Annotated in this window: 29 protein-coding genes and 1 pseudogene; 19 read left to right on the forward strand and 11 right to left on the reverse strand. The window is 34.2% G+C overall.

The window, feature by feature from the left end; all coding sequences use genetic code 11:
* The first annotated feature begins 38 nt into the window (after positions 1 to 38).
* Positions 39 to 1,304, forward strand: a complete 1,266-nt coding sequence (locus tag ACNHOZ_RS05710; RefSeq protein ID WP_048020433.1) for a molybdopterin molybdotransferase MoeA — start codon at positions 39 to 41, stop codon at positions 1,302 to 1,304.
* Positions 1,305 to 1,318: 14 nt separating this feature from the next.
* Here ACNHOZ_RS05710 and ACNHOZ_RS05715 read toward each other — a convergent pair whose 3' ends face one another.
* Both ACNHOZ_RS05715 and ACNHOZ_RS05720 read right to left on the reverse strand, forming a co-directional pair.
* A complete protein-coding gene (locus ACNHOZ_RS05715) occupies positions 1,319 to 1,450 on the reverse strand; it encodes a YvrJ family protein (RefSeq protein ID WP_014458777.1) in 132 nt (43 codons plus the stop codon).
* A gap of 434 nt (positions 1,451 to 1,884) precedes the next feature.
* Positions 1,885 to 2,316 carry a hypothetical protein gene (locus ACNHOZ_RS05720; protein WP_048020435.1) on the reverse strand — a complete coding sequence of 144 codons (432 nt, stop codon included), beginning with the start codon at positions 2,314 to 2,316 and terminating at the stop codon, positions 1,885 to 1,887.
* A 151-nt stretch (positions 2,317 to 2,467) separates the two neighbouring features.
* Between ACNHOZ_RS05720 and ACNHOZ_RS05725 the strand changes: the two genes are divergently transcribed.
* From ACNHOZ_RS05725 to ACNHOZ_RS05735, 3 genes are all read left to right on the forward strand, one after another.
* A complete protein-coding gene (locus ACNHOZ_RS05725) occupies positions 2,468 to 2,989 on the forward strand; it encodes a GNAT family N-acetyltransferase (protein ID WP_048020437.1) in 522 nt (173 codons plus the stop codon).
* A gap of 91 nt (positions 2,990 to 3,080) precedes the next feature.
* A complete protein-coding gene (locus ACNHOZ_RS05730; RefSeq protein ID WP_048020439.1) occupies positions 3,081 to 3,863 on the forward strand; it encodes a GNAT family N-acetyltransferase in 783 nt (260 codons plus the stop codon).
* Positions 3,864 to 4,117: 254 nt separating this feature from the next.
* Positions 4,118 to 4,303, forward strand: a complete 186-nt coding sequence (locus ACNHOZ_RS05735; RefSeq protein WP_048020441.1) for a hypothetical protein — start codon at positions 4,118 to 4,120, stop codon at positions 4,301 to 4,303.
* 127 nt (positions 4,304 to 4,430) lie between these two features.
* Here ACNHOZ_RS05735 and ACNHOZ_RS05740 read toward each other — a convergent pair whose 3' ends face one another.
* Positions 4,431 to 4,808: a winged helix-turn-helix transcriptional regulator gene (locus ACNHOZ_RS05740; RefSeq protein ID WP_013058468.1), complete on the reverse strand. Its 378-nt coding sequence runs from the start codon at positions 4,806 to 4,808 to the stop codon at positions 4,431 to 4,433.
* Positions 4,809 to 4,927: 119 nt separating this feature from the next.
* Here ACNHOZ_RS05740 and ACNHOZ_RS05745 point away from each other — a divergent pair, with 119 nt between their 5' ends.
* From ACNHOZ_RS05745 to ACNHOZ_RS05755, 3 genes are all read left to right on the forward strand, one after another.
* Positions 4,928 to 5,521 (forward strand): NAD(P)H-dependent oxidoreductase, encoded by a 594-nt coding sequence (locus tag ACNHOZ_RS05745; protein ID WP_063247146.1) that lies wholly within the window; start codon positions 4,928 to 4,930, stop codon positions 5,519 to 5,521.
* Between the two features lie 1,128 nt (positions 5,522 to 6,649).
* The gene (locus tag ACNHOZ_RS05750) at positions 6,650 to 7,219 is read left to right on the forward strand and encodes an MEDS domain-containing protein (RefSeq protein WP_028414918.1); all 570 of its coding nucleotides are present in this window, start codon (positions 6,650 to 6,652) and stop codon (positions 7,217 to 7,219) included.
* 249 nt (positions 7,220 to 7,468) lie between these two features.
* Positions 7,469 to 8,341: a GyrI-like domain-containing protein gene (locus ACNHOZ_RS05755; RefSeq protein ID WP_176343546.1), complete on the forward strand. Its 873-nt coding sequence runs from the start codon at positions 7,469 to 7,471 to the stop codon at positions 8,339 to 8,341.
* 240 nt (positions 8,342 to 8,581) lie between these two features.
* Here ACNHOZ_RS05755 and ACNHOZ_RS05760 read toward each other — a convergent pair whose 3' ends face one another.
* Positions 8,582 to 8,923, reverse strand: a complete 342-nt coding sequence (locus ACNHOZ_RS05760) for an SPW repeat domain-containing protein (protein WP_375166594.1) — start codon at positions 8,921 to 8,923, stop codon at positions 8,582 to 8,584.
* A gap of 192 nt (positions 8,924 to 9,115) precedes the next feature.
* On the opposite strand from ACNHOZ_RS05760, the gene ACNHOZ_RS05765 reads away from it, so the two are divergent.
* Complete coding sequence (locus tag ACNHOZ_RS05765; RefSeq protein WP_063247143.1) at positions 9,116 to 9,388, forward strand: DUF3973 domain-containing protein; 273 nt, start codon at positions 9,116 to 9,118, stop codon at positions 9,386 to 9,388.
* Positions 9,389 to 9,431: 43 nt separating this feature from the next.
* On the opposite strand, the gene ACNHOZ_RS05770 is transcribed toward ACNHOZ_RS05765, so the two are convergent.
* Positions 9,432 to 10,073, reverse strand: a complete 642-nt coding sequence (locus ACNHOZ_RS05770) for a DUF1232 domain-containing protein (RefSeq protein WP_243495031.1) — start codon at positions 10,071 to 10,073, stop codon at positions 9,432 to 9,434.
* Between the two features lie 119 nt (positions 10,074 to 10,192).
* Between ACNHOZ_RS05770 and ACNHOZ_RS05775 the strand changes: the two genes are divergently transcribed.
* From ACNHOZ_RS05775 to ACNHOZ_RS05785, 3 genes are all read left to right on the forward strand, one after another.
* On the forward strand, positions 10,193 to 10,774 hold the full coding sequence (locus ACNHOZ_RS05775; protein ID WP_063247141.1) for a manganese efflux pump: 582 nt from the start codon (positions 10,193 to 10,195) through the stop codon (positions 10,772 to 10,774).
* Between the two features lie 381 nt (positions 10,775 to 11,155).
* A complete protein-coding gene (locus ACNHOZ_RS05780; RefSeq protein WP_447697058.1) occupies positions 11,156 to 11,629 on the forward strand; it encodes a DUF3267 domain-containing protein in 474 nt (157 codons plus the stop codon).
* 457 nt (positions 11,630 to 12,086) lie between these two features.
* Positions 12,087 to 12,491 (forward strand): hypothetical protein, encoded by a 405-nt coding sequence (locus ACNHOZ_RS05785; RefSeq protein ID WP_063247140.1) that lies wholly within the window; start codon positions 12,087 to 12,089, stop codon positions 12,489 to 12,491.
* A 74-nt stretch (positions 12,492 to 12,565) separates the two neighbouring features.
* Here the strand turns inward: ACNHOZ_RS05785 and ACNHOZ_RS05790 are convergent, their stop codons facing one another.
* On the reverse strand, positions 12,566 to 13,003 hold the full coding sequence (locus ACNHOZ_RS05790; RefSeq protein WP_243495030.1) for a hypothetical protein: 438 nt from the start codon (positions 13,001 to 13,003) through the stop codon (positions 12,566 to 12,568).
* A gap of 109 nt (positions 13,004 to 13,112) precedes the next feature.
* Between ACNHOZ_RS05790 and ACNHOZ_RS05795 the strand changes: the two genes are divergently transcribed.
* From ACNHOZ_RS05795 to ACNHOZ_RS05820, 6 genes are all read left to right on the forward strand, one after another.
* Positions 13,113 to 13,298: a hypothetical protein gene (locus ACNHOZ_RS05795; protein ID WP_028414911.1), complete on the forward strand. Its 186-nt coding sequence runs from the start codon at positions 13,113 to 13,115 to the stop codon at positions 13,296 to 13,298.
* Between the two features lie 81 nt (positions 13,299 to 13,379).
* Complete coding sequence (locus tag ACNHOZ_RS05800) at positions 13,380 to 13,661, forward strand: hypothetical protein (RefSeq protein WP_025749994.1); 282 nt, start codon at positions 13,380 to 13,382, stop codon at positions 13,659 to 13,661.
* A gap of 209 nt (positions 13,662 to 13,870) precedes the next feature.
* The gene (locus ACNHOZ_RS05805; RefSeq protein ID WP_063247138.1) at positions 13,871 to 14,170 is read left to right on the forward strand and encodes a DUF2089 family protein; all 300 of its coding nucleotides are present in this window, start codon (positions 13,871 to 13,873) and stop codon (positions 14,168 to 14,170) included.
* The gene (locus ACNHOZ_RS05810) at positions 14,170 to 14,460 is read left to right on the forward strand and encodes a hypothetical protein (RefSeq protein WP_063247137.1); all 291 of its coding nucleotides are present in this window, start codon (positions 14,170 to 14,172) and stop codon (positions 14,458 to 14,460) included. The genes ACNHOZ_RS05805 and ACNHOZ_RS05810 overlap by 1 nt, the downstream gene beginning before the upstream one ends.
* A gap of 27 nt (positions 14,461 to 14,487) precedes the next feature.
* Positions 14,488 to 14,763: a hypothetical protein gene (locus tag ACNHOZ_RS05815; RefSeq protein WP_063247136.1), complete on the forward strand. Its 276-nt coding sequence runs from the start codon at positions 14,488 to 14,490 to the stop codon at positions 14,761 to 14,763.
* Between the two features lie 218 nt (positions 14,764 to 14,981).
* Positions 14,982 to 15,473 (forward strand): hypothetical protein, encoded by a 492-nt coding sequence (locus tag ACNHOZ_RS05820; protein ID WP_243495029.1) that lies wholly within the window; start codon positions 14,982 to 14,984, stop codon positions 15,471 to 15,473.
* Positions 15,474 to 15,552: 79 nt separating this feature from the next.
* Here ACNHOZ_RS05820 and ACNHOZ_RS05825 read toward each other — a convergent pair whose 3' ends face one another.
* The gene (locus tag ACNHOZ_RS05825; RefSeq protein ID WP_447697059.1) at positions 15,553 to 15,783 is read right to left on the reverse strand and encodes a hypothetical protein; all 231 of its coding nucleotides are present in this window, start codon (positions 15,781 to 15,783) and stop codon (positions 15,553 to 15,555) included.
* A gap of 268 nt (positions 15,784 to 16,051) precedes the next feature.
* Between ACNHOZ_RS05825 and ACNHOZ_RS05830 the strand changes: the two genes are divergently transcribed.
* Entirely contained in the window at positions 16,052 to 16,570 is a 519-nt protein-coding gene (locus ACNHOZ_RS05830; protein ID WP_275210886.1) for a YfiT family bacillithiol transferase, read from the forward strand.
* A gap of 195 nt (positions 16,571 to 16,765) precedes the next feature.
* Here the strand turns inward: ACNHOZ_RS05830 and ACNHOZ_RS05835 are convergent, their stop codons facing one another.
* Together ACNHOZ_RS05835 and ACNHOZ_RS05840 are read right to left on the reverse strand one after the other, a co-directional pair.
* Positions 16,766 to 17,236 carry a hypothetical protein gene (locus tag ACNHOZ_RS05835; protein WP_221832188.1) on the reverse strand — a complete coding sequence of 157 codons (471 nt, stop codon included), beginning with the start codon at positions 17,234 to 17,236 and terminating at the stop codon, positions 16,766 to 16,768.
* Positions 17,237 to 17,240: 4 nt separating this feature from the next.
* Positions 17,241 to 18,029 carry a hypothetical protein gene (locus ACNHOZ_RS05840; protein ID WP_221832190.1) on the reverse strand — a complete coding sequence of 263 codons (789 nt, stop codon included), beginning with the start codon at positions 18,027 to 18,029 and terminating at the stop codon, positions 17,241 to 17,243.
* 265 nt (positions 18,030 to 18,294) lie between these two features.
* Between ACNHOZ_RS05840 and ACNHOZ_RS05845 the strand changes: the two are divergent.
* Positions 18,295 to 18,396 (forward strand): annotated as a pseudogene (locus ACNHOZ_RS05845) (esterase); the annotation flags it as partial.
* Positions 18,397 to 18,616: 220 nt separating this feature from the next.
* On the opposite strand, the gene ACNHOZ_RS05850 reads toward ACNHOZ_RS05845, so the two are convergent.
* Complete coding sequence (locus ACNHOZ_RS05850; protein ID WP_196299089.1) at positions 18,617 to 18,775, reverse strand: hypothetical protein; 159 nt, start codon at positions 18,773 to 18,775, stop codon at positions 18,617 to 18,619.
* An 83-nt stretch (positions 18,776 to 18,858) separates the two neighbouring features.
* A complete protein-coding gene (locus tag ACNHOZ_RS05855; RefSeq protein ID WP_013058452.1) occupies positions 18,859 to 19,068 on the reverse strand; it encodes an alpha/beta-type small acid-soluble spore protein in 210 nt (69 codons plus the stop codon).
* Positions 19,069 to 19,572: the final 504 nt, after the last annotated feature.

A 19,572-nucleotide genomic window follows, 5' to 3' on the forward strand; every position in this document is an offset into this window, starting at 1 on the left:
CGTAAAAAGTGAACAGACATAAAGGAAGTGAAGAATGTATGTTAGAAAGCAGAACACCTATTTCAATTCCTGAAGCAATTGAAAAAATTATGACATATAAAAGAAAAGGCAGCATCGAACGCGTATCGATCACCGAAAGCTACGGGCGCTATTTAGGAGAAGATATTATTGCCGACCAAAACGTGCCTCATTTTAATAAATCGCTTTATGACGGCTTTGCGGTTCGAGCACAAGACTGCGTAGAAGTATCAAATGAACATTCTGTAGAGTTCGAAGTTGTAGGTGAAATCGGCGCTGGCTCTGTTTTTGGAGAAGAAGTAAAGCCGTTTCAAGCAGTGCGCATTATGACAGGAGCGCAAGTGCCTCATTCATGTGATGCGGTTGTGATGCTTGAAGTAACGAAGTCGTATGAAAAAGAAGGCAAAACGTATATGGCGTTAAGCAGGCGGGCTTCAAAGTGGGAACACATTGCGTTAAAAGGAGAAGAAACAAAAAAAGGAGACGTGCTCGTTTCAAAAGGAACGCGCATTAATCCGGGCGTCACGGCTTTTTTAGCTACGTTTGGCTATGCGGATGTAGCCGTGGTGAAGCAGCCGGTGGTTGGCGTGTTAACAACGGGAAGTGAACTGCTTGATGTAAACGAGCCGCTAGAGCCAGGAAAAATCCGCAACAGCAACTCTTATATGGCACTTGCGCAAATCGTAAGAAGCGGGGGAATTCCGAAATATTTACGGAAGCTTGAAGATGATTTTGACCGCTGCTATGAAGCGGTAGAAAAAGCACTTGAAGAAGTGGATATTTTACTGACAACCGGCGGGGTATCCGTTGGTGACTATGATTATTTGCCGGCTATTTATGAAAAGCTTGGTGCCAATGTGCTGTTTAACAAAATTGCGATGCGACCGGGAAGCGTCACAACAGTCGCAGAACGAAACGGACAGCTGCTGTTTGGATTATCAGGAAACCCATCTGCTTGCTATGTCGGGTTTGAACTGTTTGTACGTCCGATTGTTCGCAGCTTTTTACATTCACCGGCGCCTCATTTACATAAAACAAAAGCGGTGTTAAACGGCCGTTTTAAAGAGCCTAATGCATTCACAAGAATGGTACGGGGAGAAATGACAGACGAAGGCGGAAGGCTCTTAGTAACGCCTGTTGGCATGGACAAGTCAGGCGCTATTTCGTCATTAGCTGCAGCAAACGCGCTGGTTGTTCTTCCGGGTGGAGAGCATGGATACGATAGGGGAATAGAAGTGGATGTGCTGCATCTCGAAAAAGAAGGTACAAGTTCGCTTTGGGTATAAAAGCAGAAGTCTGCTTATTGCTTGTCCTTTTTTTCAATAAGAATTTGAAGCAGTTCTGTAATTCGATCTAATTTGCTTTCAATGCGCACGAGTAAGTAAAAAGATAGCGCAACTGGAAAGCCTAATTCTTTAATATAACTAACCAAGTTTTCTATAATTGCATACCTCCTTCAATTAGAAGATACACTATAATATGTGATTTCTAAGTATTTGTTCGCAGGACATACATCCATTTTTAAGACAAAAGTCCTTAAGAAATAAGAAAAAGCAGCCTCGGCATTGGCAAGCGAGGCTGCTTTTTACAAGGGTTCATTCACACGTATTCAAGTATGAACGATTATTGGAATTAAACTATAACATATTTTAAAATATAAATAATACTTTTGATGTGTTCTAACATATGAATAAGAGGTGCACTTTTAATTCATCGATTTAATTGGTCCTCCTAATGAAAAATCAACTAAATGAAGGATGTATAAAAAGCTGCATATTCTATAAAAGTGACTTTTTCAGAACTCTTACTTCCCTAAGGGTTCTCTTTTTTGCTGTGTGCCTAAGAGGGTGGTTTGTGTACACGGTCTTAATCCTGAGATAAATAAATCCAGTTGATTTCATCAAATTCTTCAATACTATAATTTGAGCCTACGTTTTTTAATATTTTATTGAAGAACTTTAGATTAACTTCATGATCATACAAATCTTCTTGAATGTATTCCTTAATAATAAAGTTTGTTAAATTTGTATTATTAACAAAGTCTGAAAAGAACGACGTTATAAGGTCTGAATCTTCTTCGTTTAATTTTTCATCATTAATGATCGAAATCCTAAAAACGTTTAAAATCGCGTCAATATCTTCTGCATCCATATAACATAATGGATCTAGTTTTTTATCTTCTTCTGTAAATGGATTTCGAGTGTCTTCAATAACTACATAAGATATAATTCTTCCATTTCTTGATACATGGAAGATTTCTAAATCACGCAATTTTAAATTTCTATGAAGTGATATCATAAGTTCCTCCTATTAAAATGTTGATTTACGATATCTTAATAAATTAGATATTGGTAAATCTAAAAAGTATAGTATTCAGTTTACAGTAAAATAATCTTGTGTGGTATTAATTAACAAATATATAAACGTAAAAAGAGAAGAGGATACGTATATGAGAGAGTATTTCTTGAAAACGAAAAGGTTAGGATTTTCCATTTGGCATAGTGATGATGTTAAATATGCAAACTCTCTTTGGCGAGATGAAAACGTAACGAAATTTATTGTGGCAAATGGAAAAATGTCTGTCGAGGAAGTACGAAATAGACTTGATAGAGAAATAGATATGTATCGTCAACATAACATTCAGTACTGGCCTGTTTTTTTACTCCAAACGAACGAACATGTAGGTTGCTGCGGTGTGCGACCTTACAATATTCAAGGTAAAACTCTAGAGTTTGGCATACACTTAAAACGTGCTTATTGGGGAAAGGGAATAGCTCAAGAAGCAAGTCAAGCAGTCATAGATTACTCTTTTACTAACCTTGAGGTAAACAGTTTATTTGCGGGGCATAATCCTAAAAATAGAGACTCTGCAAAATTACTTAATAAATTAGGGTTTAAATACACGCATGATGAGTTTTATAAACCTACGGGGTTGCAACATCCTTCTTATGTACTTACTAAAGAAGGATAGCGGCAGTTAATTTTTTAAATAGCCTAGGACATGTTTTGTGTTAACTAGAAAGAAATAGATAAACAAATACTTTATTAAGGAGGGAGATCAAATGCATTGTTTAGAACCAAAAGATTATCATAAGATACACAACATTTTAAAAGCATCATTTAAGACTCCTACATTTGCTTTTTCTGTCGTTAATCATGTGATTGAAGGATCTGTGTACGTAAATAATAGTATGAAGCCAACATCAGGATTTCTTAGAATACGTGCAGGCGACTATTACGTATTTGGTCAAGGAAATGACTTAGTGTTTAATAATTCTCTCTATCGTTACTTCGTTGAGAATGTTTATGGTAAGGAAAAACGTTTTACTGTTTTTACTCCATCGGCCGACTGGGAGGCTTTTTTTGACGAGACTTTCCAACCTTACCTAAAGAAAATGATGCGTTCTAAGTATAGATTTGTTCCTTCAAAAGTTCCTTCTCAGTATAATCTTCCCGATCTTTATGAGTTAAAAGATTTTAACTCCGACGCTTTAAGAAAAAGTAAGAATTTTAATGAATCATATATAGTGGATTACTGGGGATCAGAAAGTCATTTTCTGAAAAACGGATTAGGCGTTTGTGTTATCCATAAAGAAAATATTGTCGCTGAATGTGTGTCGATCTTTCATAGTGGAACAATAGCTGAAATCGATATTGTGACTAATCCTAGCTATAGAGGACAGGGACTGGGAAGAATAGTAGGTCAAGAGTTTATAAAAAAGTGTTTAGAAAAGAGCGTTATGCCTGCTTGGGATTGCGATAATAATAATGAAGCGTCAAAAGTATTAGCTAGTAAACTTGGATTTTCTAATGAAGAGAGGTACGCTTTATATGTATTAAAATGAAAAGCCCTAAAAATAGGGCTTTTTTGTACCGATTATACTTTTAAAGCAACAAAGTCTAGATAGAATAAGCATGTGTAAGCACTGTTCTAAAAGTATGTTACAATGTAATTATAAGGAACAAGAGGGGGATATAGGGATGTTGACGGCAGTAGTTGTAACTGTTTCAATTTTATCTTTAGCTTGGATTGTAGGGAAAAAAGAGCAACCAGGAAAACAATGATTAGATTAGAAGAAAAGCATCTGAGGTGGTATATATGCAAAAACAGCAAAGCATTACTGTATTTTTATTAATGCTAGGAATAGCAGCCATTTCTTTAGGGATGGCTTTGAAAGATGTATTCGAGTATTCTCCTACGGTGGGCTGGCTTCTAGGAACCGCAATATTAACAGGTAATTCTATTTATACAGGTGTACAAATTAAAAAGAAAAGTCATACATAATTAATTTTTTAAGTGCTTGGATAATATTTATCCAAGCACTTTTTTAGCTTATTACATTACAGTAACTACTCGTGTATAGGAGGCCATATCTAAAGTACACGAATCTATTAATAAATATAATTTATATTTAAATTTCTTCTTTTTCTATTGCTCTCGCATTAATAATTCTGTTCTTATGCGTTTCTCCCCAGTCTTTCATAAGCAAAATGATTGGTTCGAGAGATCTTCCGAATTCGGTTAGGGAGTACTCTACTTTTGGGGGGATTTCTTTATAGATTTCACGGTGAACAATCCCGTCTTTTTCTAACTCTCTTAATTGTAAAGTCAGCATGCGCTGTGTAATGGCAGGATATAGTTTTCGGAACTCATTAAAACGTTTCTTTCCATCAATGAGATGATAAAGTATAATTCCTTTCCATTTTCCACCTATTACGTCTAATGTGGTTTCGACCGGGCACCCGACTTTACTGGGGGAATAGTCAAAGCCTACTTTTTGGTTTCTCATCCATTTTCACTCCCTGTAGTATACAGTTTTATACTATGTTTAATTAATGTGCGTACTTCCTCTAATTTATTACAAAATATACAATATAATCATACCAAAAATAACAAGGAGGTCTATATATGAAAACATTAGTACTCATTGCACATCCACATATTGAATCTTCTCGAGTAAATAAAAAATGGAAGGAATCAGCTTTGAATCAAACGGATGTAACGGTTCATGATCTGTATGAAACATATTGTGATCAACCCATTGATGTGAAGTTTGAACAGCAGCTGCTTCTTGCTCATGATCGTATTGTTTTTCAGTTTCCATTGTACTGGTACAGCAGTCCGCCACTTTTAAAACAGTGGTTTGATGAAGTGTTTACCTTTGGATGGGCTCATGGTCCTGGTGGAACGAAGCTGACGGGAAAGGAGTGGGTGCTGGCTATTTCCATCGGTTCGCCTGAACATTCTTATCAAGCGGGTGGGTATAATTTATTTTCAGTAAGCGAAATAACAAAGCCGTTCCAGGCATCTGCTAGTTTAGTTGGCATGACCTACCTTCCTCCTTTTGTAGAATATCGTTCCAATAAAATTAGTGACTATGATATTAGTCAAAGTTCAATTCGCTATGTAAAGCATATTACAAATACAGAATTAAATCCGAAAATTCGTTTTCGTAATTATTTAAAACAGCTAGACGAAAATACCTCATTTGTTAATGAATAAACCAAGGAGAAAAGAACAAACCATAATCCGTTAATGAGAGAAATCCAATTTATTTTTTATTATGTAAACCCAAAAGGGACATTGTATACAATGAATTTTCTTTGTAAACATATCAATATAGAAGACTTTTTATTATTCCATTGTGTAAAGAAAAAAAGAAGAGGAGTGGGTTGATATGTGTGATAAGGAGAAAATGGAATCAGAGATTGAGAAACCTAGTCTAGATAGAGTTGGGATAAGGTCGTATATGGGTCACCCAGAAAAATTCGAACTCTCCTTTTATGGGATATTAATGGCATGTGTTCCTTTAATCATTGTCGGAATTTTCATTTGGTACAATTGGTAAATAGATTTCAAAAATGACGTGCGGAGGACAAGTTCATTTATGATTTCTTTAATTAGTGGAATACTGTTATTTGTTTATCTTGCTGTTATGAAAATAGGCTGTGAATCGCTTTTTAGGAGAATGAAACAACTAAATTTCAGCTATGAACTATGTTTAATACCTTGTTATATGCTTGTATTTATCACATCTTGTTTCATTTATATTTTTTCTTTTGAGTTTCCCGGAAAAGTATTTAGTACATTTACAATGTGTGTGTCCTTAGTAATAGTAGTACTGCTTATGTGTTTAAGATTACTAAAGATCATTAATAGTGAATGGTATTATAGGATTTTAAGTAAAGTAAAAAAATGATGAATAAGAAAGAGCATCTAATGTGGTGATTAGATGCTCTTTTTTGGTACTTAGAAGCAGCATATTGCATACATTCTGTTTTCCGTATAATGGAAGGTTTTGAGAGGACATAAATGAATATAGAAGAAACGTTAGAGCTTCTCTTTTAAGTTTAATTCCATAATCATTCCTTGTTAGGGTTTAATCGTATTTGAAAAGGGGTATAGTATTCTTTAGTCAAGGTGCCAGAATAATTGCCGCAAATGTTATACCCTTTGCAATCGATATGGATACACTGTTCTAAAAGCAGCCGTACACTCTAAAACAAAGGGGAAAACATCTAGCTTTGACAGACAAGAATGCAAAGCGTAGAATTGTTCTAATGAATAGATAATTTACTATTTTAAAAGGCTTAAAATTTAGGTTGATTTTATATAAGGGAGCGTACATATTTGAAAAATCAGTTTGCTCAATTAATACAGAATAATGAAAGCGTTCATATTTACTACAATATTGACGATATGAAAAGTTACTTAGACAATCTTGTGTCTTATATTGTTTCGGGTATTGAACAGAAGAGACATACTTTAGTTATAGAAAGTGAAAGATTAATTCCATTAATTTTTGAAAAATTAGAGGGAATTCTAACTAAAGATCAATTAACCTATATACATACTATTAATAATTTTGATTATTACTGTTCAAGTGGAAGTTTTCAGCCTGCCATAATCTTTGAACACCTTTCTAGACACTTAGATCCTTTCTATAAAAACAATACATCTTTTCAAATATGGGCTCATGTAGAATGGGGACAGCAAGAAGGAATTATACCTATTCTAGAAGAGTTTGAGAATGAAGCCGATAAATTAGTAAATAAAGGCGGATTGTATTTAGTATGCGCTTATGATGAAGAGAGAGTACCAGAAGTTCTTAAGCTCGCTTTAATGAAATGCCATCCATACGTAATTTTAGAAAACAAAATTGCGCCATCCCATTTATATGTAATGACAGATGCAGTGTAATTGCTATTTTGGTTGGGATTTGCTCATAAAAACACAGGTGAATAGAGAACCAATAAAGAGCCTTATACTTTAAGGCTCTTTATTGGTTGTTTTCGAAAGTTATTATGTTAACTAAAATTGCATTTTGAATAGCTTGTTTAAGTTTGTGAAAACTTATGAACAGAAGAAAAAAGCCTGCATAACTGTGCATGAAATGTCGGATAGGTCTATTCAAATCCTGCTATTCTGATAATAAGGGAGGTCATATAAATGGATTTGCTTAGAAATATGAATAGAGCTTTAGACTATATTGAGGAGAATTTAACCAATGATATCGATTTTAGAGAAGTAGCAAGACTGGCTCTTTGCTCTGAGTATCACTTTAAAAGAATGTTTTCTTTTCTTGCAGGTATTACTTTATCAGAATATATTCGCCGAAGACGACTTACACTTGCAGCATTTGAACTTAAAGATAGTAACATCAAAGTCATTGATGTTGCGATCAAGTACAATTACAGCTCACCGGATTCGTTTACAAGAGCTTTTCAAAATTTGCATGGTATAACTCCTTCCGAAGCTAAAAAGAGCGGCAGTTCACTTAAAGCATTTCCAAAAATGACCTTTCAGTTATCAATTAAAGGGGGAAATGAGATGAATTATCGCATTGAAAAAAAAGAAGACTTTCATATAGTCGGTATTAAAGAAAGAGTTCCAATAATCTTTCATGGAGTCAATCCAAAGATTGCTGCTATGTGGGAAAGCTTGAACGATGAAACAATACGTGAATTAAAAGAACTTTCTAATGTTACACCACTGGGTTTGCTTAGTGCATCTGTGAACTTTTCTGAAGGGAGAATGGAGGAAAAAGGGCAGCTGGACCATTATATCGGTGTAGCTACAACTAAGGATTGTCCCGATCATTTAGTACAACTCGAAGTGCCAGCTGGAACATGGGCTGTATTCGAAGCAGTCGGACCATTTCCTGACACATTACAAGATGTATGGGGACGAATTTATTCAGAATGGTTTCCGGCCTCAACTTATGAACAAGTAGAAGGACCGGAAATCTTATGGAATGAACATAAAAATGTAACGTCGCCAACCTTTAAAAGTGAAATATGGATACCCGTGTTAAAAAAGTAATGATGACTCCGTAATGGAGAGCAAAGGTAGATCGCAAATGTGATCTACCTTTGCTACTTTAGAGCTTTCTATCAACTACATTACGTTGACTAAATAAATATGTACCGTCCTTACATAAAAAGCAGAAAAAGCTCCCTATTTCCGTAGGGAGCTTTTCTGCTAGGAGAATTATTTCTCACATAGTCGATACGTTGCGGTATCTTGAGTAGTTTAAGCAAACACTGGAATATTATTCGCTTTTTAACTTACAGCTTTTAATTTTAATCTTGCTTTAGAGTTTAAGCTCCATAAACTAAGTAATACGGTCATTAACCCAAGTATGACGCTAGACCAAGGCACCCCGTCTGTTAATGAATAAATAAAGGGAAAAAGAATAAACCATAATCCGGTAATGAGTGAAATCCAATTTTGCCATGAATTCCATCCGGGTTTAGTAACTCCCCAAAAAGACATAATCACTTGAAGGGTTCCAAATACAATACTTGCTGACGTAGCCCCTGCATTATATGAAAACCCAAGCATCCACGGGGCCATAACAAACCAAATACCAATTACGGCGTTAGCGATTCCTCTTGCTTTCATCATTATCCCCCCTCAAATTATGACACTCGTAGTGATGTCATGATTAAACTATATATTTGGAAGTAACGTGTGTTGAGTATTCATCAACGCCTATTGAGATTTTTTCAACTTTTCATGTAGGAACAAGCACTTCTGTTGATGAGTTCTCATAAGATGTTTCAAAATCAAGTATAAGAAAGAGAGTGAAAACAAATGTACTATTGCGTTAATTGCTGCAGATTGCAAAATGAAAATCTTATTAAGAGTAAGTTATTTGAAAATGGAGTCTATATAGATCCATTTGTAGGAGAGAAAATCCCTTTAGGTATGTGTGCACATAGATGCAACCATGAGTCATGCGAGCCATGTAAAAAAGAAAAAATCATTAAAAAGATTGTGCCAAAGGAATTATCTAAATTAAAGAAGGCAACAGAGTATTTACCTGCTCATCGTCATGGTTCAGAAAAAGTTCCATTTTCACAATAAATAGCGGAATGCCGCGTTCAGTTCCCTTAATAAAACTCAGTTTTTATTCCGTAAGTTGATTCATCACTAGTTGTACAGCTATTGCATCGTCTAAATAACCGATTGGAAAGACGTAGTCTGGAATAATATCGGTAGGCAAAATAAAATACAATAGCGCACTTCCCAATATAGAGCGCTTGGCGGCTGAGGTTTCTTCGCTACAATATTCAAGATACATTTGCTTTAATTGGTCGATGAAAGTACCAACGCTTCCTACTTGCTCTATTTTGGATTGAAAGTTATTTATGATCATGCTGTGTCCTTCGTCTGTCTGTGCATATTGCTTGTATTTTGTTAGTTCTTGTTTTACACGTTCAATCGTAAAGTTGGTATCTGCTATATTAAAAGATTTAAGTATTTCTTGAATTTTATCGATGGAGTAATGAATGCCTGTTTCTAGTTCATTTTCTGTATGGTTTGAAGCAGCTTCAGCAGGATCAATCAATGCTTCAAGAGGCGTATTTAAATAGTGTGCAAATTGCTTTAAATGATGTAGATTTGCTTGCTGCTTGCCATTTATAATCCGTGAAATAGTTGCCGTGTCAATCCCCGTAAGTGAGCTTAGTTTCCGCATAGATAAAGCATTTTCCTTTAATAAAGACCTTAATAACAGACCAAGGCTTTGGTCATTTTGGATGTTTGACATTGCGATTCACCTCTTTATATTTTTCAACGCGCAGTACTCATTTTATTGAAGGTTTATCAACAATATATGCAACAAGTGAGCAAATTTCCTCAATATTATCATCAAAAGGAGAATACAAAATGGAATGGTTATTCATTTTAGGTTTTGCTCTATCATCAAGTATAGATAACTTTGGTGTAGGAATATCTTATGGAGTACGAAAAATCAGGATAAAATGGCTTTCGAATTTACTAATAGCAGCTATTTGTTTCCTCTTTAGCATGACCGGGATTATGTTTGGCCGATGGCTTTCAACGATTTTACCAGGGGTGTTCCATGTTATTGTAGCCGTCGTATTATTAACGCTAATTGGAATTCGAATTATTTTATTAGTTGGTTCCCAAAAAAATAATGAAATTGATGAATTAGATAGTAGTGGTCAAGAAAACGTACGATATATTGGCTGGGTTGAAAGCAGTGTGCTAGGTGTTGCACTTTCAGCCAATGCACTTACAAACGGTCTAGGAGCGGGTTTACTTGGTTTATCACCTTTAGCTATTTCGCTCACATCAGCATTTGGTAGTTTTATAACGGTATGGCTAGGAGTAATGGTGGGGCAAAAAGCAGCAAATGTTCAAATTGGGAAGTTTACATTAGGTCAATTTGGAACGTTAATCAGCGGGATTACGATTTTAATTGTAGCTTTTACTCAAATATTCTAAAAGAAGAGACGCCATTTAAAGCAAGTGGCGTCTCTTCCTTATGTTTTAAGTTAGTACATTATGTTGATTAAGTTCGTATACCGTGTTCATCCACTAAACTATGATAAAATGGAAATATAATCAATATATTCTTTATATTAGGGGGGCGGGACATAGTGATCAACTCACAAATGCTGCAGTGTATTTTCTTACTCAGTATTTAAATAATAAAGCGTAATATATATTAGGAGATTTTACGTTAAAACAAACGCATAATTAGTGGAAGTTTGGACAAGGGAGGGAACGCTTATCATCAGTTGGTTTCGCCACTTGCCACAAATAAGCAGGGACTTTTCTGAATGGACGCCTTTTATCCAGAATACGTGGTATCGAAAACACTATATGAAGTTTGTATATTTACTTCAAATTATTATTCTATTGATACCTTATTTCTTTGGAGCAGACTTTACTCACATCAATCTCTTTTATCTTATTATAATGGGTATGATTGTCTTTGCTATTCATGAATGTCTGCACGTTTTAGTCGTATATAAAAAAGGTGATGTGAGCTTGACATTTAGCGGAATATTTTTCTGGCTCAATACAAATGCAACTCTATCTAAAACGAGATATTGGATCTTTATGAGCTTGCCTTTTCTTGTATTATCGATAGTTCCTGCTATTACGTCGTTCTATGTATCAGGAAATATTAGATCCATCCTATTGTTTGTATGTTGGATAAATACATTCATTTCTGGCTCAGATATCTATAACTCATTTTTAATTGCGATTAAACCGAAGAACTCGTTTTTTTGCAGAGGTTATTATCACGTAAATAAAATAGTAGTAGATTGGTTTATTTGTATTCACATCTAGAAAAGGAGCACCTGTAGTAATTAGGTGCTTTTTTTGTGCTGATAAAACCAGCCGGTATTCCAAGATAAAAGTAAGGATTGTAGTGTTTACTGTAATAGGTAAACTAGACGATGTTTTCTAAAGGTACTGTCTTTGGAGTTACTAATACCATAAAGTAATTCAATAATTTTGTAAAAGGTGTTTGATATTATGAAATTTTTACCATAAACTATATATGTAAAAGATGTTTTACATGTTGGTGTAGAGGGATATAAATGCACCACCGAATGAAAGAACCTTAGGAAACCAAAGAAATTATCCTCGGAGGGGTTAGTGAATGCGTGCTAAGTTTCCAGGCAAATGATTAATACTGTTGAAATTATTAAGTATGATTCAAGTTAGTTCTAGCGTTTCTAGTAGTACAGAATTTTAATGTAAGTGATGACGAATTATTTTTGTATAGAAGCAGGAGGGATTTATGGTGAATAATGAGAGAAGAAACAATGTAGTTGGAGGTATTATATTAGGTATTATTACTTTAGGGCTGCTTACTTTATACATAACGGATTTTATAAATGACAAGAAATTAAATCTAAATAGTATTCTAGGAATTGTCCTTTTATTAATTGCCTGGTTGCAATTTAGTACATGGGGATCTGATAAAAAAGTACAAAAAGATGAAATGGGAAAGAAAATTGCTGCTATCAGTGCAAAGACAAGCTATCATATCCTAACAATAGCTCTTTTTGTTCTTTGGGTACTAGATCGAATTATTTTCGTCAGAAGAAATGATTTTGGCAACATATCTTTATTTGCAGCGATATGTCTTTCTTTAATTATTTTTCCGATTGTCCAATTCTTTTCGGCAAGGCGATATAGATAAAAATCAAAAAGTTTAGAACCACTGTGGTTCTAAACTTTTTGATTTTCATAAGAAGCTAGAAGGATGTACACTATTTATTTACTAAAAAAATTCTTTTTTACTCTAAATTTCAACAAGGTAGAGCAGATTCCAAACGGCACTGAACAACTAAGAGAAAAAAAGAGGAATGGTTTAACTAAACTCAAGTTTATAAAAAACTTACGATCATCTATTGAGATAAGTAGTGAAATAAGTACGGAGCTAATGAATGCAGTTATAACACCGAACACAACATACCATACTAGCTCAACTATATATTTATGCCTCGTTTGATTCTTTACAATAGCATCGATTATGAAAGAAGAAGGAATTCCTAATACAATTACAAATGGTGCAATATACATAAATCCAAACATTATTTGGTCTAGAAAATGGTTTAAGCTCATTTGCTCGTAACCATTAGAAAAAGATAGTCCAGAAAGAACTAAGCTACCGCACAAGGTAGAAATTAAAAACGATATAACTTTTTTCATGATCCTATAATCTCCCCGCTCATCAATAAGCCTATTTTAACATTTAAAAGTAAAATAAGTATAATTATGTTAAAATATAACTATATTTATTTTTTTGGTGGTGAAATAGATGGATAATCGAAGCTTGGGATTATTTTTAGTCGGTATAGGAACAGTCTTTTTGATTTTAGCTTTAACATTACATATAGCTGGATTATTATATGGTGTTATTTTAGGAAGCAGCATATTATTAAATGTTTCAGGGGCAGGTATACTTATGAAGTTTATAGCTGATGAAAAACTGGCTAATTTGTAGAGATCTTATAAAGTAAGATCCCTTTGTTATGAATCTTACGCTAGAATGTATTTATTAGAAATGTTTGGGGGGTATCCTGTTTTGGAAATGAACTTTTTTTGGTTAGCGTTAGGATTAGCTGCCCTTGGTTATTTTATAGGCGATGGTTTAAAAAATTTTAGTAAACCTCAAAGGAAATCAAAATATCCTTATTTGATTAAAGAAAAAGATCTGCACTATCACTTTCATTTGAGTAAGGGTGAAATTGAAGAACTGTTAACTAAATATCCTGGAGCTCCAAAAATAGAGCTGAAAGGGACTACATATTATCCGTATCATCAATTCGTTGACTGGCTGTCGTCTAATGAAATCTATAAGGTGTAAAGGAGGAGAAGCATTTAGTCTTTAAAGACTAGATGCTTCTTTTTTTGAGGATTGGATTCTAATGCCATCGTCACTAGAAATAAACGCTATATAAACTAAAAACACTAATAAAACGAAACTTTATTTTATTAGTGTTTTTAATTTTATTAAAAAATACTTTAACTTTATTTAAGTTCATGGTATATTAAAAAAGGAAGAGGTGGTTATATATGGATAATAGAGATGTTCCTTCGTGGATACTGTCGTTAGAAAGTGATGATGTAGAATTTATAAGAAAATTTGTATTAAATTCAGGTTCTTTAAAACAGCTTGCAAAAGACTACGAAGTGTCCTATCCAACTGTTCGTATACGTTTGGATCGTTTAATACAAAAGATTGAGATAAATGAAGAACATGATAAAGAAGAATTAATTAGCCTTGTTAAAAAGCTTGCTATTGAAGAGCGCATTAGCTTAGAAGATGCCAAGCTGATTATAGAGAAATATAAAGGTGAAAAGGGGATTAAGTAATGTCTGATTGGAGTACGATTGTAGTTATTGCTATTGCAATTTTAGGTCATCATTTTTTATCTACTCGAGCGAGTGTGTATTGGGGAGCTATCGTTCCAACCGCTTTTCTATCCTATTGTGGATGGAGATTGTTTACGAATCATCAAATACTAATGGATCATCCTATAAAGGCTCCTTTAGCAATCCTTTTTGTGTTGTCTATATTCATTGTGGACTGGGGAACAGGAAGAGATTCTCATAAAAAGAAGCAGCAAAATGAATTAAATAAGATGAAAACTCAGGATATATAAAGGAATCTTTGAAAGGGAGATTAAATCATGCCTCATCATTTGTTATTTTTTGTACTGATATGTGCTGTTCATTACTTTTTATCTACTCGAGCAAGTGTATACTGGGGAGCGATTATGCCAACAGCTTACTTAGTATACTGCGGATGGATATTTACAGCTCACCAAATAAATCACCCAATCAAATTAATTTTATTGCTTTTATTTGGTTTAAGTATATTTCTCATCGAATGGGAAGAAGGAAGAAAGATTTTTAAAAAGAAGCAGCAAGATGAATTAAATAAAATGAAAACTCAGGATATATAAAGTAGCATAAAGGCAAAAAAGCAAAGAGAACATTCTCTTTGCTTTCTTTATCACGATTCACCATTATAAAGTGCAAAGGTAGAAACGCCTAGAAATATAAAAATATACGTATGTCATGGTTATCTAGGTTATCTTTGCCTAGAATCGTTGTGCATGTTACATAACCTTTCAATTTTAGGTAATAATATTTTGGAAAATATAGTTTGAGGAGACAATTCATGCGTAAGTATAAAAGAAAATTGATCATTTCTTTAAGCGTGCTAATCTTTCCATGGTTAACCGTGCCTTTTATAGGAACAAAATCATTTGTCCGTTTTTTGCCTGTAGCTACTTTCGCTAACTTATTCATCATTGTGTTTACCGTCATTGCCAATCAGAAAAAATGGTTTAGAAATAATAATCCTTTATTTCCTAAAGCACCTATAGATTTTACTTATATTTTAGGTCCGCACTTAATAGGAACGCTTTGGATATTTAAGCTAACGTACGGCTCTTTTCTAAAATACATACTTGCCAATACGGTGTTAGACTGGTTTAATATTTTCCCTTTTGGCGGCGCTTTGAAAAAAGTGGGCATATTTAAAATGAAAAAGATGTCGCCAAGCATGTACTGGGGGATGACTACGGTTTTAGCCGTTGTTTTATATGGATATCAGTACATCGTGGAAAAAGTAATTGGGCAAACCAATGATTCTCAGTCAAGATTATAAGCGCTTAAAGCAACTATCCAAAAAAGATCTTCTAATAGCTGAAGGTCTTTTGTTATTTCTTTGGGGAGCTATGACGTATTTATTTAACTCTTTTTATTTTCCATAATAAGGTTGAAAGGAAGGCGCTAAAAAAGCCAATAGCAATTAAACAAAAACCAATTTGATACAAAATGAAATTCCAGCTGTCTCCAAAAGGAAAAAATGTAATTCTTCCTGATTCTATAATATCAACACTAATAAATAATGACATGGTAATAAAATATATTAAAAAGAACTTACTGTAGAAATAGCTTTTATAATCACTGCTCATTTTACTCACCTCACTTTAATTTTACGGCAAGTTTATCTATATGTTTATTGTTTTAATTAAAAGCGGCCTAATTTAGGGAAATAATGATCATGAATTATAGCAAAGGCAGGTCTTTGTACTGCGGAGAAGATACATGATGATAACTGAAAGTACACACCATATGTATAAATTATAATTTTTCACCTATATTTAATTCTGAATATTTAAATTTATTTTTGAGTAAAGTGCTATACTAGATAGTAATAAAAATAGAAAGAGAGGAAGAAATATGTTTAATCAATATCCGATTGGGAAATTTACTGTGAAAGAAAATATTCAGCAAGAAGATATTCAAGGTTGGATTCATGACATTGGAGATGCCCCAAAGCAATTAGCTGATGCTGTAGAAGGACTGACAAAAGAACAATTAGCCACGCCTTATCGAGAAGGCGGCTGGACATTAAGTCAAGTTGTCCATCATTTAGCCGACTCCCATATGAATGCTTATACCCGTTTTAAATTAGGGTTAACAGAGCAAGCGCCTACTATTAAGGCATATGATGAAGTAGCTTGGTCGAATCTTCCTGATAATGAGCTACCCATAGAAGTTTCTCTCCAACTTTTTTCAGCTTTACATAAGCGCCTTTATACATTGTTAAACTCGCTTGATGAAAAAGACTTGAAGAAAACTATCCATCATCCTGAAAACGGGGAAGTGACGATTGAGCAATTGATAGCTACGTACGCCTGGCATGGAAAGCATCATGTTGCTCATATTACGACATTAAGAAATCAAAAAGGATGGTAGAAAGGCATTTAACATATGTTAGAACTAAAAAAGCTCTTTTTAAAAGCTTTTTTGGTTCTAATAACATGACATTATGTTAATTAAAGAATATACAGCTTAAAAACAGACAAACTCCCTCAATGCGTTAAGGAAGTTATTACTAAAATTGAAATAGTGATTCATTCATCCTGTATCTCGCTGGGTGATGACTTATTTTTATAAGCCATCAGATCTGACTTTTGAAACACCTAAGGCAAGGTTTTCCCACAAGGTTTGTTCAACCACTCCGGCGTCCACAGTATGACAATCCACAATGAGTATAACTTCCGAATGTTTGCCGCGTAAAAGGCGTTGATTTTTCTTGATTACTTTAAACATAAATAGTTTAATTCCTAGTCCTAAGATAAATCCGATAAAAGCACTAATTAGTCCCCAGTAGATGGGCCCCCAGCTTAGTTTAAAACCAATGCTTGCGCCGATGACTGAAAAAGCTGTTGCTAGAGCCATTCCTAGATCAATAAGAGAAACTCCATCGGCTCGATGAAGGCTGTCAAAAATCCGGCGATCTTCCGTTCGATTATTGAGAGGAACAATAAATATATCTTCTTTCTTTATCCCTTTTCTTTCTAGATCTGAAACAGCTAATTCTATGTAACTGGAGTATTCAAATGTGGAAAAGACCTGCATATTTTCACTCCACCTTTTTTCCTTTCGCAATACAAAAGCTTGGATGTTGGTACGTTTTCTCGAAGAAATTTTTTTGCTCTCTTTCCACAAGTTTATTGTTCTCGACAGTATTCATGTAGGAATCAAAAGTAGCAAAACCATATAGGGAAGGGAAAAATAACAACCATTCTTTATTTAAAATGGAAGTAGCCTGTTTTATTTCTCCTAAAAATAGTAGAGAAACCCCTTCAAGCAGGTGAGAGTAATAAAAGAAAATGACTGCCCAAATGATAACAAAGAAAGCACCAATGATCCGATGAATATAAAGTTGTCCTAGACCTGGCATCAAAAAGGACCAGGCAACCGACAAGACGGGATTCCGTTTATCTAAATAGTTTATTTCCATGGCTCCTATACTAAAGGAGTTGAACCGATGATTTTCTCTTTCAGCTAACACGTATATTTTATTTAAATCAACGGTTGTTCGGTAACTATCCCATATAGCAAAAATATAAACGGGAATATAAATAAGAAGCCATCTTGTATTAAGCACGTCTTTGGCCATATCAATGTTTCCTTGAAAAGAATAAATCATTGCTAAATTTACATGAGATTTAAGGTTTATGACGACCTCCCATATAAATAACACAAAGCCGCGAAGATATTTAGACAGTAGCAAGTGTCCAAATCCAGGAAAAGCTGCTGACCACCAAGCAACAATATAGGGGTTTCTTAAATGAATTTGAGTCGTTCCAAATATACTAACATGAGCAATATAGCGTCTTGCAGTATTGTCATTTTTATAATTATTCATATACGATCTCCTATGGTTTGGAAGGAAATATACTTTTTATACCTATCATTCATATTTAATATGGTCTTGTTTACTTATTTTATGCAATCCATTGATATACACTTAATCTTTGTCAAAATAGAGAATTCGTTGATAAGAAAAAGCTCTTTATTTTTCGATAGAGACCTTTTTTACATGTTGTTTCTAACAATTGGTATTATGTTAATAAAGAGGTGGTTAGATGCTTCACGGCGTCTTGATTCGTTTGTTCAAGATATAGAAATATATTCAACTTTATGGCATTGGATATATTGGGTTGCTTTCAATTAGTCAGGTTAACGGGTACATAAAAGAAGGGCTGAATGGCGACGGACAAAATACAAACTAATTATTTTTCAGGTGGACAAGGCAGGCTCGCCTTTTATATATTGGGGATTAGACCGTTTGCCTTTGTGTTTCACCAGTATGGACCTGATGAAACACACCCGAAGTCACAGTATCTCCCGCGTCGAAATAGAGTAGACTGCTAAAAGTACCTCAGTTAATAGAAGTACTTTTTTAAGTTTTTGTACAAAGAATCGAGGGTTAAAAACCGCTCAAATTAATTTTTAATCGCGCATTGCGCCTGCTTCTCGAGAAGTCATTGCACCTTGTCCTTCATTTACGTCTCTTTGGATTTCTTGTTTTACTTGTTGTGCATTTGTTGCAGAAGCTGTTGATTTTTCAGTAAAACCAGCATTTTCGTTAGCCGATTGATTTTGCTGCATATAATCTCTCCTTCTTTTTTTATTCGTACAAAAAGGAAGAATGGAGATCCATTCTTCCTTTAGCCATCGATTATAAAGTTGTCTTAGAAACGTCCGCCGCCAAGTTGTTGCTCAGCTAATTGCACAAGACGCTTTGTGATTTCACCGCCTACTGATCCGTTTGCACGTGCAGTTGTATCAGCACCAAGGTTTACACCAAATTCGCTCGCGATTTCATATTTCATTTGATCGATTGCTTGTTCAGCACCGTATACTAATAATTCGTTGTTGTTGCTGCTTTTGTTGTTTGCCATGTTGTGTCACCTCCTTGTTTTCCTTAAGTTTCCTAGAGGCCAAGAAGTATATACATGGTAATTTGTGGATGTTTAGACCTTTATCATTTCTTTATCATTTAATGATACTAAAGAGTAGAAACAAGTTACGCTGTGAAAAGTGGAATTACATGTTTCATTTCCTTGTGAAGAAAACTATACTCTTGCCATGTGTAGGAGAAAGAATGACAGTTCATTTGTCATTCTTTTTTTCATGTTCATGAGTATACTATTTGAATGACAAAGTACTAACTCTTTAAAGAGTTAGTCTTTGGATTAATAAAAATGATTGCTTTTTATAGCTATTTTAAGAAGTGTGTTTAGTTATTCTTCCTCTGTAAATTCAGTTTTGACGTTTTAGTTTCCCCATTTCGTAAAACAATTAAGCGTGTTGTACATATCTCTTTGCAACAAGTATCTAATTAATTCTGGGGAAATAAAAATATAACTTAACCTTCCACTTATTTTATCTTCAAATTTTCAAAC

The sequence above is a fragment of the Priestia sp. D51 genome (genome assembly GCF_053345675.1).